This is a genomic window from Limnohabitans sp. 2KL-51 (assembly GCF_003063645.1).
GTDB lineage: Bacteria > Pseudomonadota > Gammaproteobacteria > Burkholderiales > Burkholderiaceae_C > Limnohabitans_A.
The window spans coordinates 139,867-155,410 of record NZ_NESJ01000004.1 but is presented as its reverse complement, the minus strand read 5'-3'; the positions used below and the strand labels follow the sequence as shown (position 1 = coordinate 155,410).

The following is a 15,544-nucleotide window of genomic DNA, read 5'->3' as shown; positions in this document are numbered from 1 at the left end:
CGGGCTTGAAGGCGTGGGGCGGTGCCCCGCCTGCAGCCCAGCCCCTCAAACCGCGGTTTCGTCTTGCTCGCCAGTACGGATTCGCACCACGCGCTCGACCGAGGTCACAAAAATCTTGCCGTCACCGATTTTGCCGGTGCGCGCCGCCTTGATGATGGCGTCCACGCAACTGTCCACATCTTCGTCCTTGACCACCACCTCGACCTTGACCTTGGGCAAAAAGTCAACCACGTACTCGGCACCCCGGTACAACTCAGTGTGGCCTTTTTGACGGCCAAAACCTTTGACTTCGGTCACTGTCAGGCCCGTCACGCCACATTCGGCCAAGGCTTCACGCACTTCTTCCAATTTGAAAGGTTTGATAACGGCGGTGATCTGCTTCATGTGAAATGTCCTCGAAAGATAGAGAGCGCCTGAATTCAGGCCCGAAACTTGTTGGTCATAGGATAACGCCAATCCTTGCCAAAACTGCGGTGCGTCACGCGAATGCCCACAGGCGACTGGCGGCGTTTGTATTCGTTGAGCTTGATCAGGCGGGTCACTTTCTCCACATCGGCCCGCTCAAAACCATCGGCGATCAGCGCCTCCACACCCTCATCGTTTTCCATGTAACGCTGGATGATCGCGTCCAGCACCTCATAAGCAGGCAGGCTGTCCTGGTCTTTCTGGTCGGGGCGCAGCTCGGCGCTGGGTGGGCGAGTGATGATGCGCTCAGGGATCGGCTGGCTGCCCGTCCCATACGGATCATGAAGGTTGCGCCAGCGGGCCAAGTCAAACACGCGGGTCTTGACCACGTCCTTGATGACCGCGAAGCCGCCCGCCATGTCGCCATACAGCGTGCAGTAGCCCGTGGCCATCTCGCTCTTGTTGCCGGTGGTCAAGACAATCGCACCGGTCTTGTTGGACAACGCCATGAGCAGCGTGCCGCGAATGCGGGCCTGGATGTTCTCTTCGGTGGTGTCTTCTTTAAGGCCCTCAAACTGCGCCGACAGCGCCTGTTTGAAGCCTTCAAAGAGAGGAGCAATCGAAATCTCGTCATACCGCACGTTCAGGCGCTTGACCATGTCACGCGAATCGATCCAACTGATGTCGGCCGTATAGGGCGACGGCATCATGACCGCGTGGATGTTGTCGGCACCGATCGCGTCCACCGCAATCGCCAGCACCAGCGCCGAGTCGATGCCGCCCGACAGGCCCAAAATTGCACCCTTGAAACCGTTTTTCCCTAAATAGTCGCGCACGCCCAGCACCAGCGCATCCCACAGCTCGGCGTCGGCGCTGGCCAAAGGCACCAAGGCATCGGTCGCAGCGGTCAATGCCACGCCATGCTTGCCAACCTTTGCCTGCACCGCCAAGTCGGCCTCGCGAAAGCCCACGGCCCTCGCCACGGCTTCGCCTTGGGCATTGAGCGCAAACGAGCGCCCTTCAAAAATCACCTCGTCCTGCCCACCCACCAAATGCGCGTAAATCAAGGGCAAACCGCAATCGGCCACGCGTTCGCGCATGCGCTGCTCACGCTCCGGGCCTTTACCCGCATGAAAAGGCGAGGCGTTCAGCACCGCCAACAACTGCGCACCCGCGTCACGCGCAAGCCGGGCGGGCTCATCAAACCAGGCGTCTTCGCAAATCAGCAGCCCCACCCGCGCGCCCTCAACCTCGAACACCCCGACCCCGTTGCCGGGGGTGAAATAACGGCGCTCGTCAAACACCTGGTAGTTGGGCAGTTCGCGCTTGTCATAAGCACAGACCACCTGCCCCTCGCACAGCACGCTGGCGCGGTTGTGGCGGCGCGTCACCGCCACGCTGCGGGTGCGCAGGCCGCCGCCTTCGGGGTGACCCACCACCACATGCAACCCCTTTAACCCAGCCAGTTCGCGGGCCACCGTTTTCAGGGCATCATCGCAGGCGTCGATGAACGATGGGCGCAAGAAAAGGTCTTCGGCCGCATAGCCGCAAATCGAGAGTTCGGGCGTCAGCACCAGGCGCGCACCCGCAGCATGCGCCCGGGTAGCGAAATCGATGATTTTGCGGGCATTGCCCTGCATGTCACCGACGACAAAGTTGAGCTGAGCCACACGAATTTGGAGAGTCATACAGGTGCTGAAAAATGTGAGCTTGAATTATGTCACCCGGGTGCATGATGACCTGAGCGCCATCGCGCCTGAGGCGTGGGACAGCCTGCTCGCCCGGCAAGATGCGCCTTTCCCCTTCATGCATCATGCCTATTTGTCGGCCATGCAGACCAGCCAATCGGCCGCGCCCGAGACTGGCTGGACGCTGCAAGTCATCAGCCTGTGGCGGGGCACCCCGCAAGGCGATGTGTTGGCCGCCGCCTGCCCGCTGTACATCAAGACCCATTCGCGCGGCGAATACGTGTTTGACCACGCCTGGGCCGACGCCTACCAGCGCCACGGCCTGGCCTATTACCCCAAAGCCCTGGTGGCCTCGCCCTTCACCCCGGTGCCTGGCAGCCGCTTGCTGGCTGAAAGCGATGCAGCCCGCCAAGCCCTGCTGGCCGCCTTGCTGGACCTTTGCCAATCCAATAACATCCCGTCCCTGCACATTTTGTTTGGCAGCCCGCAAGACATGAAGGCCTGCGAACAAGCCGGGCTGCTGCAGCGCGACCAGGTGCAGTTCCACTGGCAAAACCAGGGCTGGCGCGACTTCGATGACTTTTTGGCCAGCCTGACGCAAGAAAAGCGCAAAAAAATCCGTCAAGAACGCCGCAAAGTGCAGGAGGCGGGCGTAACGTTTCGCGCCGTGCGCGGCCCCGACATGACGAGCGACGACTGGGCGCTGCTGCTGCGCTGCTACCAGCAAACCTATTGGGAACACGGCAACCCGCCCTATCTGACCCCAGCGTTTTTTGAGGCCATGCGAACCGACATGGCCGCCAACTGGCTGCTTTTTGTGGCCGAACACGAGGCACAGCCGATCGGCATTAGCCTGATCGGCCTGCACCTGGACGCCCAAGGCCAGCCCGAAGTGGCCTATGGCCGCTATTGGGGCGCGCTGGCCCGGGTGGATTGTCTGCACTTTGAAGCCTGCTACTACCAACCCATCGAATGGTGCATCCGGCACGGCCTCAAACGCTTTGAAGGCGGCGCACAAGGCGAACACAAAATGGCCCGCGCCCTGCTGCCCACCCCCACCCACAGTGCCCACTGGCTGGCGCACCCGGCGTTTACTGAGGCGGTGGCGCGGTTTTTGGAGCGAGAAAAAGCGGGGGTGGAGAACTACCTTGAAGCGCTGCACCAGCACTCTCCGCTGAAAAAGCCGCCATAAATCAGCCTCCATGAAAAAAAACGCCTGCACGGCGCAAACCGTGCAGGCGTTGGGTGCCACAGCCAGCGCCCACCGTGGTGAGCGCCAACACTGCCGCATCAGCCCTTGGCTTTGCTGTGGTTGGCGATGCTGTCCAGAATTTCCTTGTGGGCAGATTCTTTGCCTTCCCAGCCCAGCACTTTGACCCACTTGCCTTTCTCAAGGTCTTTGTAGTGCTCAAAAAAGTGAGCGATCGCATTGCGGCGCATCGCGTTCACATCCGAGATGTCTTGCCAGTGGTCGTACATCGGCAAAATTTTGCTGGTCGGCACAGCAACCACCTTGCCATCCACACCGGCCTCGTCTTCCATCATCAAAATGCCCAAGGCGCGGCAGGGCACCACCACACCAGGATGCAAGGCGTAAGGGGTGATCACCAACACGTCCACCGGGTCTCCATCGCCAGACAGGGTCTGGGGCACGTAACCGTAATTGGTGGGGTAGTGCATGGCCGTGGTCATGAAACGGTCCACGAACAAGGCGCCGGTTTCCTTGTCCACTTCGTACTTGATCGGATCGGAGTTCATCGGGATTTCGATGATCACGTTGAAAGTTTCGGGCGCTTGTTTGCCGGGGGTGACGTTGTCGAGGGACATCTTGCAGGTCTCGGGGTGAAAAGTTAATGAAAAACGAGGATCACTAGGGATTAACCCCGATTTTACTTTCACAAGGCTTGCGCAAATCGTGATCCAGCCCCTTTAATATGCTGTTGGCCAATCGTTCTCCGGTTTCGGTGATCGAGGAAGCAACGCCATGGAGGGGTCTCCAGTGCGTTGCCCCTCTGTTCAGCGACAACCATCGAGGAGTTCAACGATGACAGGAAATTCAGCGCTCATTCTGGCGCTCGTATGTGGTTTGATTGCCGTGGCTTACGGCATTTGGGCCCGAGGGTGGATCCTTTCTCAAGATGCCGGCAATGCCCGGATGCAGGAAATTGCAGCGGCCATTCAGGCCGGTGCGGCGGCTTATCTGGCCCGGCAATACAAAACCATCGCCATCGTCGGCGTGGTGCTGGCCATTCTGATGGGCATCTTTCTGGATGGCATCACCGCCATCGGCTTCGTGATCGGCGCGGTGCTTTCTGGCGCGTGCGGCTTCATCGGCATGAATGTGTCGGTCAAAGCCAACGTCCGCACGGCCCAGGCCGCCACCAAAGGTATTGGCCCAGCGCTGGATGTGGCGTTTCGGGGCGGTGCCATCACCGGCATGCTGGTGGTGGGCTTGGGTTTGTTGGGTGTGTCCGGTTTTTACTGGTTTTTGGTGGGCAATGGCAATCTGACGCCCGACAAGAACCTGGCCAATTTGCTCAACCCCTTGATCGGTTTTGCCTTCGGCTCCTCGCTGATCTCAATTTTTGCCCGACTGGGCGGCGGCATTTTCACCAAGGGCGCTGACGTGGGGGCCGACCTGGTGGGCAAAGTGGAAGCGGGCATTCCCGAGGACGATCCACGCAACCCCGCCGTGATTGCCGACAACGTGGGCGACAACGTAGGCGACTGCGCCGGCATGGCCGCCGACCTGTTCGAAACGTATGCCGTGACTTTGATCGCGACCATGGTGCTGGGGGCCTTATTGATTTCGGCTGCCCCAGGTCAGGCCGTGCTGTACCCGCTGGCCTTGGGCGCGGTGTCCATCATCGCCTCCATCATTGGTTGCTTCTTCGTCAAGGCTACTCCGGGCATGACCAATGTGATGCCTGCGCTCTACAAAGGCTTGGCCATCTCGGGCGTGCTGTCGCTGATCGCCTTTTACTTCGTCACCACCTGGCTGATGCCTGACAACGCCCTGGGCGCTGCGGGCAGCCAAATGAAACTGTTTGGCGCCTGTGCTGTGGGTCTTGTGCTCACGGCCGCCTTGGTCTGGATCACGGAGTTCTACACCGGCACGCAATACGCACCGGTGCAGCACATCGCGCAAGCCTCGACCACCGGCCACGGCACCAACATCATTGCCGGTTTGGGCGTGTCCATGCGCTCCACCGCCTGGCCGGTGATGTTCGTCTGTTTGGCCATCTGGACGGCTTATGCGTTGGGTGGCCTGTACGGCATCGCTGTAGCGGCTACATCCATGCTGAGCATGGCGGGTATCGTGGTGGCGCTGGACGCTTATGGCCCCATCACCGACAACGCGGGCGGCATTGCCGAAATGGCCGAAATGCCCAGCAGCGTGCGCGACATCACCGACCCGCTGGATGCCGTGGGCAACACCACCAAGGCTGTGACCAAGGGTTACGCCATTGGCTCGGCAGGCCTGGCCTCGCTGGTGCTGTTTGCCGACTACACGCACAAACTGGAGGGCTACGGCAAGGCCATCAGCTTTGACTTGTCCGACCCACTGGTCATCATTGGACTGTTCATTGGCGGACTGATCCCCTACTTGTTCGGTGCCATGGCCATGGAAGCGGTGGGCCGCGCTGCAGGCAGTGTGGTGGTTGAAGTGCGTCGCCAGTTCAAGGAGATCCCCGGCATCATGGAAGGCACTGCCAAGCCCGAATACGGCAAGGCGGTCGACATGCTGACCACGGCCGCCATCAAGGAAATGGTCATTCCAAGCCTGTTGCCCGTGGTGGTGCCGGTGCTGGTGGGCCTGATCCTGGGCCCCAAGGCTTTGGGCGGATTGCTGATGGGCACCATCATCACCGGCCTGTTTGTGGCGATTTCCATGTGTACCGGCGGCGGTGCTTGGGACAACGCCAAGAAATACATCGAAGACGGCCACCACGGCGGCAAGGGCTCAGACGCCCACAAGGCTGCCGTGACCGGTGATACGGTGGGAGACCCTTACAAGGACACCGCTGGTCCGGCGATCAACCCGCTGATCAAGATCATCAACATCGTGGCCTTGTTGATCGTGCCGCTGGTGATGAAGTTTCACGGGGGCTGATGGGTCCTGCGATTTAAAAGGCCCGCTTTGGCGGGCCTTTTTTTGCCCAGTTGGTCCGCAAAGGTCGATGTCCCGTGGGTGATTTTCAAAATCCTGCCCGGGTTCACAATAGCCCCATGCAAATGAATTTCATCGCCAACCAATCCGTCCCCGCCCTGGCAGGTCAAACCATCGACGTGCTCGACCCGTCTGACGGGCAGGTGTTCGATCAGATCCCGCGCAGCCAGGCGGCCGACATCGATGCCGCTGTGGTGGCGGCGCGAGCCGCCTTCAACGGTCCCTGGGGCAAGCTGAGCGCCATGGAGCGTGGTCGCTTGCTCATGAAGCTGTCGCAAAAAGTGAGTGAGCACGCCGCCGAGCTGGCTGCGCTGGAGCAACGCGACTGCGGCAAACCCACCAAACAGGCAGCAGCCGACTCTGTGGCTTTGGCGCGCTACTTTGAGTTTTATGCCGGCTCCTGCGACAAGCTGCACGGCGAGACCCTGCCCTACCAAAACGGTTACAGCGTGCTGACCTGGCGCGAGCCGCATGGCGTGACGGGCCATGTGATCCCCTGGAACTACCCGATGCAAATTTTTGGGCGCAGCGTGGGCGGTGCTTTGGCCGCTGGCAACGCCTGCGTGGTCAAACCGGCCGAAGACGCGTGTCTGAGCCTGATCCGCGTGGCCCAGCTGGCCGCCGAGGTGGGTTTTCCGCCGGGGGCCATCAACATCGTCACCGGTTATGGCCACGAAGTGGGCGACGCGCTGGCCCGCCACCCGGGCATTGACCACATCAGCTTCACCGGCAGCCCCCGCGTGGGCACGCTGATCCAGCAAGTGGCCGCCGAGCGCCACTGCCCGGTGACACTGGAGCTGGGCGGCAAAAGCCCACAAATTATTTTTGACGATGCCGACCTGGACGCGGCCATTCCGGTGGTGGTTAACGCCATCGTGCAGAACTCCGGACAAACCTGCAGCGCGGGCTCACGCGTGTTGATCCAGCAAGGCATTTACGAACCGCTTTTGAAGCGCTTGGGCGAAGCCTTTGGCCGCCTGCAAGTTGGTTCGGCCGCCATGAACCTGGACTTGGGTCCACTGATCCGCGCCAGTCAGTTGGAGAGGGTCACCGGCTTTTTGGACCAGGTCAAAGCGGACGGCATTGCCACCGTGGCCCAGGGGCAAATTGCGGCGGGTGTTCCTGCTGGCGGCTTTTACCAGACACCCACCTTGCTGCGCGATGTGCCGGTGATGCACCGCCTGGCGCAAGAAGAAGTGTTTGGCCCGGTGCTGTCGGCCATGTCCTTCACCGACGAAGACCATGCGGTCGAATTGGCCAATGCCACCGAGTTCGGCTTGGTAGCCGGTATCTGGACGCGCGACGGTGGCCGCCAATTCCGCATGGCCAAGCGCGTGCGCAGCGGCCAGGTGTTCATCAACAACTACGGCGCAGGCGGCGGCGTGGAACTGCCCTTTGGCGGGGTCAAGTCCTCTGGCTATGGCCGTGAAAAAGGTTTTGAAGCGCTGCTGGGCTTCACCACCCTCAAAACCGTGGCCATCCAGCACGGTTGACGTGCCCGCTTGCGGGCTATTTCATTCTTGACCATGCTTCCTGCAAGGCGTGGCAGCTCGGGCACAATCAACCCCCATGTCTGAACGCGTTATTCCGCTGGTAGACCAGCGCCATCCCAGCTTGCCTTTGCCCACGTTGCTGGCAGGTCAAGACTTGGGCGCCCTGCCCTTGGACGGTCTGCGCCGCCCGCTGACCGATTTGCGCATCAGCGTGACCGACCGGTGCAACTTCAGGTGCAGTTACTGCATGCCCAAGGAAGTCTTTGACAAGGACTACGCTTACCTGCCTCAGAGCCACTTGCTGAGTTTTGAAGAAATCACCCGCATCGCCAACGTGTTCGTGGGCCGAGGCGTGCGCAAGATTCGCCTGACAGGGGGTGAGCCCCTGCTGCGCAAGAACATCGAAATCCTGATTGAGCAACTGGCCGCGCTGCGCACCCCAGACGGCCAGCCACTCGATTTGACGCTAACCACCAACGGTTCGCTGTTGGCGCGCAAGGCGCAGAGTCTGAAAGCCGCGGGCCTGCAACGTGTCACCGTGAGCCTAGACGGCCTGGACGACGCCGTCTTTCGCCAGATGAACGATGTGGACTTTCCGGTGGCCGATGTGCTGGCCGGCATCGAAGCGGCACGGGCGGCGGGCCTGGGGCCGATCAAGGTGAACATGGTGGTCAAGCGCGGCACGAACGAACACGAAATTTTGCCCATGGCCCGGCATTTCCAGGGCACGGGCATTGTGCTGCGCTTCATCGAATACATGGACGTGGGCGCGACGAACGGTTGGTGCATGGACGAGGTGCTGCCCAGCGCCGAGGTGGTGCGCCGCCTGCATGCTGAGCTGCCGCTGTTGCAACTGGAGCCGGCTGCTCCCGGTGAGACCGCTGAGCGCTGGGGTTATGCCAACGCCCAAGGCGAGCATGACCCATCGCTGGGCGAGATCGGTGTGATCAGCAGCGTGACTCAGGCCTTTTGCGGCGACTGCAACCGCGCCCGTTTGTCCACCGAAGGCCGCTTGTATTTGTGCTTGTTTGCCAGCCAGGGCTACGACCTGCGCCAGCTGCTGCGCGACCCGGCGCAAAGCGACAGCGCGCTGGCCGCCACGGTGGATGCCATCTGGCGCGGACGGACGGACCAATATTCGGTGCTGCGCAGCCTGCGCGGCCCCGACACCGCCAGCGGCCCAGGCCGCCGGGTGGAAATGAGCTACATCGGAGGCTGAAGGCCATGAACCCCCATACCCAGAATGCACCGGGCATCACCGGCCTCATCCTCGCAGGTGGGCGCGGTTCGCGCATGGGCGGCGTTGACAAGGGCCTGCAGAACTTTCGCGGCCTGCCGCTGGCCCTGCAAACCCTGATGCGCCTGCAGCTGCAAAGCCTGCCTCCCCAAGAAATCCTCATCAACGCCAACCGAAACCTGGCCGCTTACGAGTCGCTGGGCGTGCCGGTTTGGCCCGACAGCATCGACGGTTTTGCCGGGCCTTTGGCGGGCTTTCTCACGGGTCTGGAGCGCTGTGAAACGCCGCTCTTGCTTACGGTGCCTTGCGACTCGCCGCTGTTGCCGCTGGACCTGGTGGAGCGCTTGTGCACAGCCCTGCAAGAGCAAGACGCCGACCTGGCCATGGCTGCCGCCCCCGAGACCGATGGCACGGTGCGCCCGCAACCCGTGTTTTGCCTGCTCAAAGCCGAGCTGCTCGAAAGTCTGGTCAAGTTCACCCAAAGCGGCGGCCGCAAGATCGACGCCTGGACGGGCCAGCACCGCTGCGCCATCGTGCCTTTTGACCAGAGCGGCGACAGCCCACAAGCCTTTGCCAACGCCAACACGCTGGCCGAACTGCAGCAACTCGAATCCCTTTGAAACGTGCCGCACGGCAGCGCCGTGCCCCATCGCCATTGCCATTGCCATGACCACCCCAGCCCTGTCCCTTGATCAGATCGCCGAGCGCCTGCAAGGCTACGACCCACAGGCTTTGTCGGCCAACCAGGTCAACGCTTTTTTGGCCCAGCTGGTGCAGCCCGTGCGCGAACAAGAGACCATGCCACTGATGCAGGCCCACGGCCGCATCCTGGCGCAAGACGTGGTCTCGCCCATCAACGTGCCGCCGCACGACAACTCAGCCATGGACGGCTACGCCCTGCGCGGGGCTGAACTGACGGCTGGACAGGCCAGCAGCTTCAAGGTGGTGGGCACTGCCTTCGCTGGCGCCGCTTGGCTGGGCACCGTGGGTGCCGGAGAATGCTTGCGCATCATGACCGGGGCCATCATGCCCGCCGGACTGGACACCGTGGCCCCGCAAGAGCTGGTGAAAACCGAAGGCGATACGGTGCTGGTGCCACCAAACTTGCTGCAGCCGGGCGACAACCGTCGCCTGCTCGGTGAAGACCTGATGGCCGGGCAACCCGCCCTGCACGCGGGCACCCGCCTGAACCCCGCCGTCTGTGGCCTGCTGGCCAGCCTGGGGCTGCCCACTGCCACCGTCTGGCGCAGACCCAAAGTGGCCTATTTTTCAACCGGTGACGAAATTTTGAGCTTGGGCGAATCGCCCCGTGAAGGCGCGGTGTACGACAGCAACCGCTACACCGTGGCGGGCCTGGTGCAGGCTCTGGGATGCGAGCTGATCGACATGGGCGTGGTGCGCGACGATCCGGCTGCGCTGGAGCAAGCCTTTGAGGATGCGGCTGCGCAGGCCGACGCCATCATCACCAGCGGCGGTGTGAGCGTGGGAGAGGCCGACCACACCAAGGCCATGATGAAAAAACTGGGTGATGTGGCGTTTTGGCGCATCGCCATGCGACCCGGCCGCCCCATGGCCGTGGGGCGTATTCAACGTGGCGTGCGCTCGGCCGTGCTGTTTGGCCTGCCCGGTAACCCGGTGGCGGTGATGGTGACCTTTGCCGCCTTTGTGCGCCCTGCCCTGCAGCAACTCATGGGGTGGCAAGCGCCGCCATTGCCCCTGCTCAAAGCCCAAAGCACCGAGGCGCTGCGCAAGAAACCTGGCCGCACCGAGTACCAGCGCGGCATCGTCAGCACCAATGCGGCAGGCGAGCTGGTTGTCAGCATCACCGGCAATCAGGGCTCAGGCGTGCTCAGCTCCATGGTGCAAGCCAACGGCCTGATCGTGCTGGGCCATGCCCAAGGCAACGTGGCCGTGGGCGACGCGGTGGACGTGATGATGTTTGACGGGCACCTTTGAGCCGGGGGACTTCACCTGCATGAAAAAAGCGGCCCAGGCCGCTTTTCTCATGACTCAGACGCTGCACAGCGCCTGCGATTCAGGTGATCAATGCACCGCTGTATCGGCTGGCGTCTCATGCGCCACCGCCTTGTTCGCCCCTGGCACAGATTTGCGGGCCAATAAAGAGTACATGGTGGGCACCACAAACACAGCCAGCAAAGTGCCCAAGCTCATGCCGCCCACAATCACCCAGCCGATTTGCGTGCGGCTTTCAGCACCTGCGCCGGTGGCCAAGGCCAGCGGCACCGCGCCCAGCACCATGGCCCCGGTGGTCATCAAGATCGGGCGCAAGCGCTGGGCTGACGCCTTGATCAAAGCCTCTTGCATCGCCATGCCTTGTTCGCGCAGTTGGTTGGTGAACTCCACAATCAAAATGCCGTGCTTGGTGATCAAGCCCACCAGCGTGATCAGGCCGATTTGAGAATACACGTTGAGCGACCCGCCCGTGAATTTGAGCGCCAGCAGCGCCCCGATCGTGGACAAGGGCACCGACAGCATGATGACAAAGGGGTCGATGAAACTCTCAAACTGGGCAGACAAAACCAAGAAGATGAACAGCAGCGCCAGCACAAAAACAATCACCAATGCACCCTGAGAATTTTTGAATTCGCGCGATGTGCCGTTGAGCTCGGTGGTGTATCCCGGCTTGAGCACCTTGGCCGACGCTTCATCCATAAACTTGATCGCTTCGCCCAGCGAGTAATCAGGGGCCAGGTTGGCGGTGATGGACACCGAACGGCGCTGGCCAAAGTGGTTCAGCTCGCGCGGTGACACGCTCTCTCGGACCTTGACCAAGCTGGACAGCGGGACCATGGTGTCGTTGCGACCGCGCACCTGGATCACGTCGATGTCGTCAGGGGTATTACGGCTGGCGGCCAAGGTTTGCACAATCACATCGTATTGCTCGGCATCGCGCTTGTAGCGTGTGACCACGCGCCCCCCCAGCATGGTCTCGATGGTGCGGGCCACCACCTCGATGCTCACGCCCAGTTCAGCGGCCTTCACGCGGTCCACCTCGATGCGCAGCTCGGGTTTGTTCAGACGCAAGTCCACATCTGGAGACAAGATGCCCGGGTTCTTGGCCACCTCGTCCATCAACTGGCGGGTCAACTGATTCAAATTTTGGTAGCTGTCCGAGGTTTGAATCACAAAGTTAAGAGGTCGCTCGCGAAAGCCCTGTCCCAAGGAAGGCGGCGTGATCGGGAAGGCGTTGACACCGGGCAGGCTGTTGAACTTGCCACCCAATTCACGCGCGATCTCCAGGGTGGTGCGCTTGCGCTCGTCCCAGTCCACCGCACGGTAGACCACCGAACCTTGGCCGACTGTGGGGTTGCCCATGTTGGCAAAAATACGATCGAACTCGGGATAGGCCTGACCGAACCTCTCCAGCGAACGGGCATAGCGGTCGGTGTATTCCAGCGTAGAGCCATCGGGCGCGTTGACGGTGGCCAAAATCACACCCCGGTCTTCCAGCGGCGCGAGTTCTTGCTTCATGGTCGGGTAAATCATGGCAATGCCCGCACCCGACCCGATCATGACCAACACCACCACCCAACGGGCGCGGTTCAGGATGAAGGTCAACAGGCTTTCATAGCCATTGGACAATCCCGTGAGCATGCGCTCCATGGAGCGGTCGAACCAGCTGGGGTTGGGGTTGTGACGCAGCAGTTTGCTGCTGAGCATCGGTGCCAAGGTCAAGGCCACAAAACCGGACACGATCACCGCGCCAGCCAGCGCCAAGGCAAATTCGCCAAACAGCTTGCCCGTGCGCCCGGGCGTGAAGGCCAATGGCGCAAACACCGCCGCCAGCGTCATGGTCATGGCCACCACAGCAAAGCTGATCTCACGCACGCCTTTGATGGCGGCAGAAAACGGGTCCAGCCCTTCTTCGATGTGCCGGTAAATGTTTTCAAGGACCACAATGGCATCGTCCACCACCAGTCCAATGGCCAGCACCAGCGCCAGCAAAGTCAGTGTGTTGATGGTGAAACCCGCCAAAGCCATCATGGCGAACGCGCCGATCAAACTGACCGGGATGGTGATGATGGGGATGATGGAAGCGCGGATGGTGCGCAAGAACACGAAAATCACCAAGGCCACCAGAACCACGGCCTCAACAATGGTGGTGAACACATTCTTGATGGAGCGGTCGATGAAGACCGAGTTGTCGTTGGCCACCTCGATCGCCATGTCACCGGGCAAGTCTGCCTTCAGACGGGGAATCATCTCGCGCACACCTTTGGACAGTTCCAGCGGGTTGGCCGTGGCCTGCCGAATCACGCCTGCAGAAATAGCAGGCCGTCCATTGAGACGCACCGCGCTGCGGTCATTGGCGGCGTCTTCCTTGATCTGGGCAACATCGCGCAGCTTGACGGAAAAGCCGTTGACACTGCGGATCACAATGTCGCCAAACTGGCCCGGGCGGGTCAGGTCGGTCTGAGAGGACACACTGAACTCGCGGTTGGTCGATTCAATCCGGCCCGCAGGCAACTCGAGGTTGCTGCGCCGAATGGCGTCTTCCACATCTTGTGGGGTGAGCTTGTAAGACGACAGTCGAGCATGGTCCAGTGAGACCAGCATGGCGTATTTGCGTTCGCCAAAGATGCGCACATCGGCCACACCCGTCACGGTTTGCAAGCGCGGCTTGACCACACGATTGACCAGATCGTTGATTTGCAAGGGGTTCAGTGTGTCGCTGGAAAAAGCCAGCCAAATCACCGGAAAGGCATCGGCCTCCACCTTGGCAATGACAGGCTCTTCGATGGCCTGGGGCAAACGGTTACGCACGCGCGAGGTGCGGTCGCGTACTTCGGCAGCGGCCGTGTCGGCGTCTTTTTCCAGGCGGAATCGCACCGTGATCTGTGACTGCTCGGCGCGGCTGATGGAGGTGATGACATCCACCGCATCAATGCCGGCAATCGAATCTTCCAGGGGTTTGGTGACCTGCGACTCGACCACTTCGGCCGAAGCCCCGACGTAGCGGGTGGTCACGGTGACAGTGGGCTCGTCGATCTTGGGGTATTCGCGCAGAGACAGGCTCTTGAAGCTGACGGCACCAATCAACACGATCAACAAGGACATGACCACGGCCAATACAGGCCGGCGGATGGAGACTTCAGCGAGCTGCATCGGCTTCCCTCAGGCAAGGGTTGGGACCCGACAAGTCCACAGGACGCCCCGGGCCCTGGCCGGGTCGGCCAGCGCCCGAAGCGCGAGCACCTTGCGGGCCTGCACCTTGTGGTGCAGCCCCTGCAGGCGAAGCACCTGCAGCGGGAGCGCCCGGCCCTGCAGGGCCGGGCTGCCCAGGGGGACCGCCAGGCTTGCCACCTGCGGCCTGGGGCAACTCCACCACGCGCACGGCCGTGCCGTCTTTTTGCAAGCGCTGATGACCCGCCGTCACCACGGTGTCGCCTGCAGCCAGGCCCTCGACAATCTCTACCTTGCCCGGTTGGCGCAAGCCGACCTTGACCGCCACACGCTCGGACACGCGCACATCGGGCTTGTCACCCTGCACCACCTTGACCACAAAGGTGCGCCCGCCTTGCGGGATGATGGCTTCCTCGGGAATGACCAAGGCGTTGTCGCGCGAGCCAAAGACCGCATTCACGCGGGCAAACATGCCCGGTCGCAATTGCTGCTGGCGGTTGTCGATGCAGCCACGCACACCCACAGATCGGCCATTGGCTTCGATCAAAGGGTCCACCGCTTGCACGATGGCCGAGAAAGGCCGTCCCGGTAAAGCGTCCACCGTCAGCTGCGCTTTTTGACCGGCTCGGACCTTGGCTTGAAAGCGCTCGGGCAACCGGAAGTCGAGCAACACTGCATCCATGTCTTCCACGTTGACCATGTCCGCGCCGTCTTTGAGGTAATCGCCCACGTTGATTTGCTTGAGGCCGGTGATGCCATCAAAAGGCGCCAGCACCTGCAAGCGCTGCAGCGTGGCCTGGGCCAGCGACAGCTTGGCGCGAGAGACCTCCAGAGCTGCAGAGCTCTCGTCCAGCGAGCGCTGGCTGATGAAGTTTTGCGCCACCAACTCCTGGTTGCGCTTGTGGTTGGCCTCGGCAATAGACAGCTCGGCACGCGCCTGCGCCACCTGGGCCTGCTGCAGTTGGTCTTCGAACTGCACCATCAACTGACCCTTGCGCACACGCTGGCCATCGCTGAAAAGAATCTGTTTGACGCGGCCACCGACTTCGGGGCGCAGCATCACGCCTTGGCGCGAGCGCAAACTGCCCACGGCCTGGGTCTCGTCCACCAAGGTCATGCTCTCGACCTTGGCGACCTCCACTACGGGCGCCCGGCCTGCTCCGCCTGCCGGTCCGGCCCCTGGCACCCCACTGGCTGCACCCGCAGGTGCACCAGCAGGCCCGCCTTGGGAGGAAGAAGCTGCTGAACTCGGCGTCGCCACCCCAGCTGGGGCCTTGTTTTGCCACCACCATGCGGCCCCAGAGGCTACGGAAATGCCCAAAAGGGCAAGCAATGCATATTTCTTCTTGTAAGCCATTCAAGTTTCTCTCAGGTTGCAGACGCCAAGACTTCAGCAATGTAACAG

General features: G+C 61.7%; 11 protein-coding genes. 6 read left to right on the top strand and 5 right to left on the bottom strand.

The window, feature by feature from the left end:
- Nucleotides 1-45: 45 nt before the first annotated feature.
- Nucleotides 46-384: a P-II family nitrogen regulator gene (locus tag B9Z49_RS05315; protein WP_108352393.1), complete on the bottom strand. Its 339-nt coding sequence runs from the start codon at nt 382-384 to the stop codon at nt 46-48.
- A 35-nt stretch (nt 385-419) separates the two neighbouring features.
- Nucleotides 420-2,093 carry an NAD+ synthase gene (locus tag B9Z49_RS05310; protein WP_108352392.1) on the bottom strand — a complete coding sequence of 558 codons (1,674 nt, stop codon included), beginning with the start codon at nt 2,091-2,093 and terminating at the stop codon, nt 420-422.
- A gap of 4 nt (nt 2,094-2,097) precedes the next feature.
- Here B9Z49_RS05310 and B9Z49_RS05305 point away from each other — a divergent pair, with 4 nt between their 5' ends.
- Entirely contained in the window at nt 2,098-3,285 is a 1,188-nt protein-coding gene (locus B9Z49_RS05305) for a GNAT family N-acetyltransferase (protein WP_108352391.1), read from the top strand.
- 98 nt (nt 3,286-3,383) lie between these two features.
- On the opposite strand, the gene ppa is transcribed toward B9Z49_RS05305, so the two are convergent.
- On the bottom strand, nt 3,384-3,920 hold the full coding sequence (gene ppa / locus B9Z49_RS05300) for an inorganic diphosphatase (protein WP_108352390.1): 537 nt from the start codon (nt 3,918-3,920) through the stop codon (nt 3,384-3,386).
- Nucleotides 3,921-4,137: 217 nt separating this feature from the next.
- On the opposite strand from ppa, the gene B9Z49_RS05295 reads away from it, so the two are divergent.
- The 5 genes from B9Z49_RS05295 to glp all read left to right on the top strand — a co-directional run bounded on the left by B9Z49_RS05295 (nt 4,138) and on the right by glp (nt 10,950).
- Nucleotides 4,138-6,207 (top strand): sodium-translocating pyrophosphatase, encoded by a 2,070-nt coding sequence (locus B9Z49_RS05295; protein ID WP_108352389.1) that lies wholly within the window; start codon nt 4,138-4,140, stop codon nt 6,205-6,207.
- 116 nt (nt 6,208-6,323) lie between these two features.
- The gene (locus B9Z49_RS05290; RefSeq protein ID WP_108352388.1) at nt 6,324-7,757 is read left to right on the top strand and encodes an aldehyde dehydrogenase family protein; all 1,434 of its coding nucleotides are present in this window, start codon (nt 6,324-6,326) and stop codon (nt 7,755-7,757) included.
- A 76-nt stretch (nt 7,758-7,833) separates the two neighbouring features.
- A complete protein-coding gene (gene moaA, locus B9Z49_RS05285; RefSeq protein ID WP_108352387.1) occupies nt 7,834-8,976 on the top strand; it encodes a GTP 3',8-cyclase MoaA in 1,143 nt (380 codons plus the stop codon).
- A gap of 5 nt (nt 8,977-8,981) precedes the next feature.
- Nucleotides 8,982-9,614 carry a molybdenum cofactor guanylyltransferase MobA gene (gene mobA / locus B9Z49_RS05280; RefSeq protein WP_108352386.1) on the top strand — a complete coding sequence of 211 codons (633 nt, stop codon included), beginning with the start codon at nt 8,982-8,984 and terminating at the stop codon, nt 9,612-9,614.
- Between the two features lie 46 nt (nt 9,615-9,660).
- The gene (gene glp / locus B9Z49_RS05275; RefSeq protein ID WP_108352385.1) at nt 9,661-10,950 is read left to right on the top strand and encodes a gephyrin-like molybdotransferase Glp; all 1,290 of its coding nucleotides are present in this window, start codon (nt 9,661-9,663) and stop codon (nt 10,948-10,950) included.
- An 87-nt stretch (nt 10,951-11,037) separates the two neighbouring features.
- On the opposite strand, the gene B9Z49_RS05270 is transcribed toward glp, so the two are convergent.
- Complete coding sequence (locus B9Z49_RS05270; protein ID WP_108352384.1) at nt 11,038-14,121, bottom strand: efflux RND transporter permease subunit; 3,084 nt, start codon at nt 14,119-14,121, stop codon at nt 11,038-11,040.
- Nucleotides 14,108-15,496, bottom strand: coding sequence for an efflux RND transporter periplasmic adaptor subunit (locus tag B9Z49_RS05265; RefSeq protein WP_108352383.1), 1,389 nt, complete (start codon nt 15,494-15,496; stop codon nt 14,108-14,110). Before B9Z49_RS05265 ends, B9Z49_RS05270 begins: the two co-directional genes overlap by 14 nt.
- Nucleotides 15,497-15,544 lie beyond the last annotated feature (48 nt).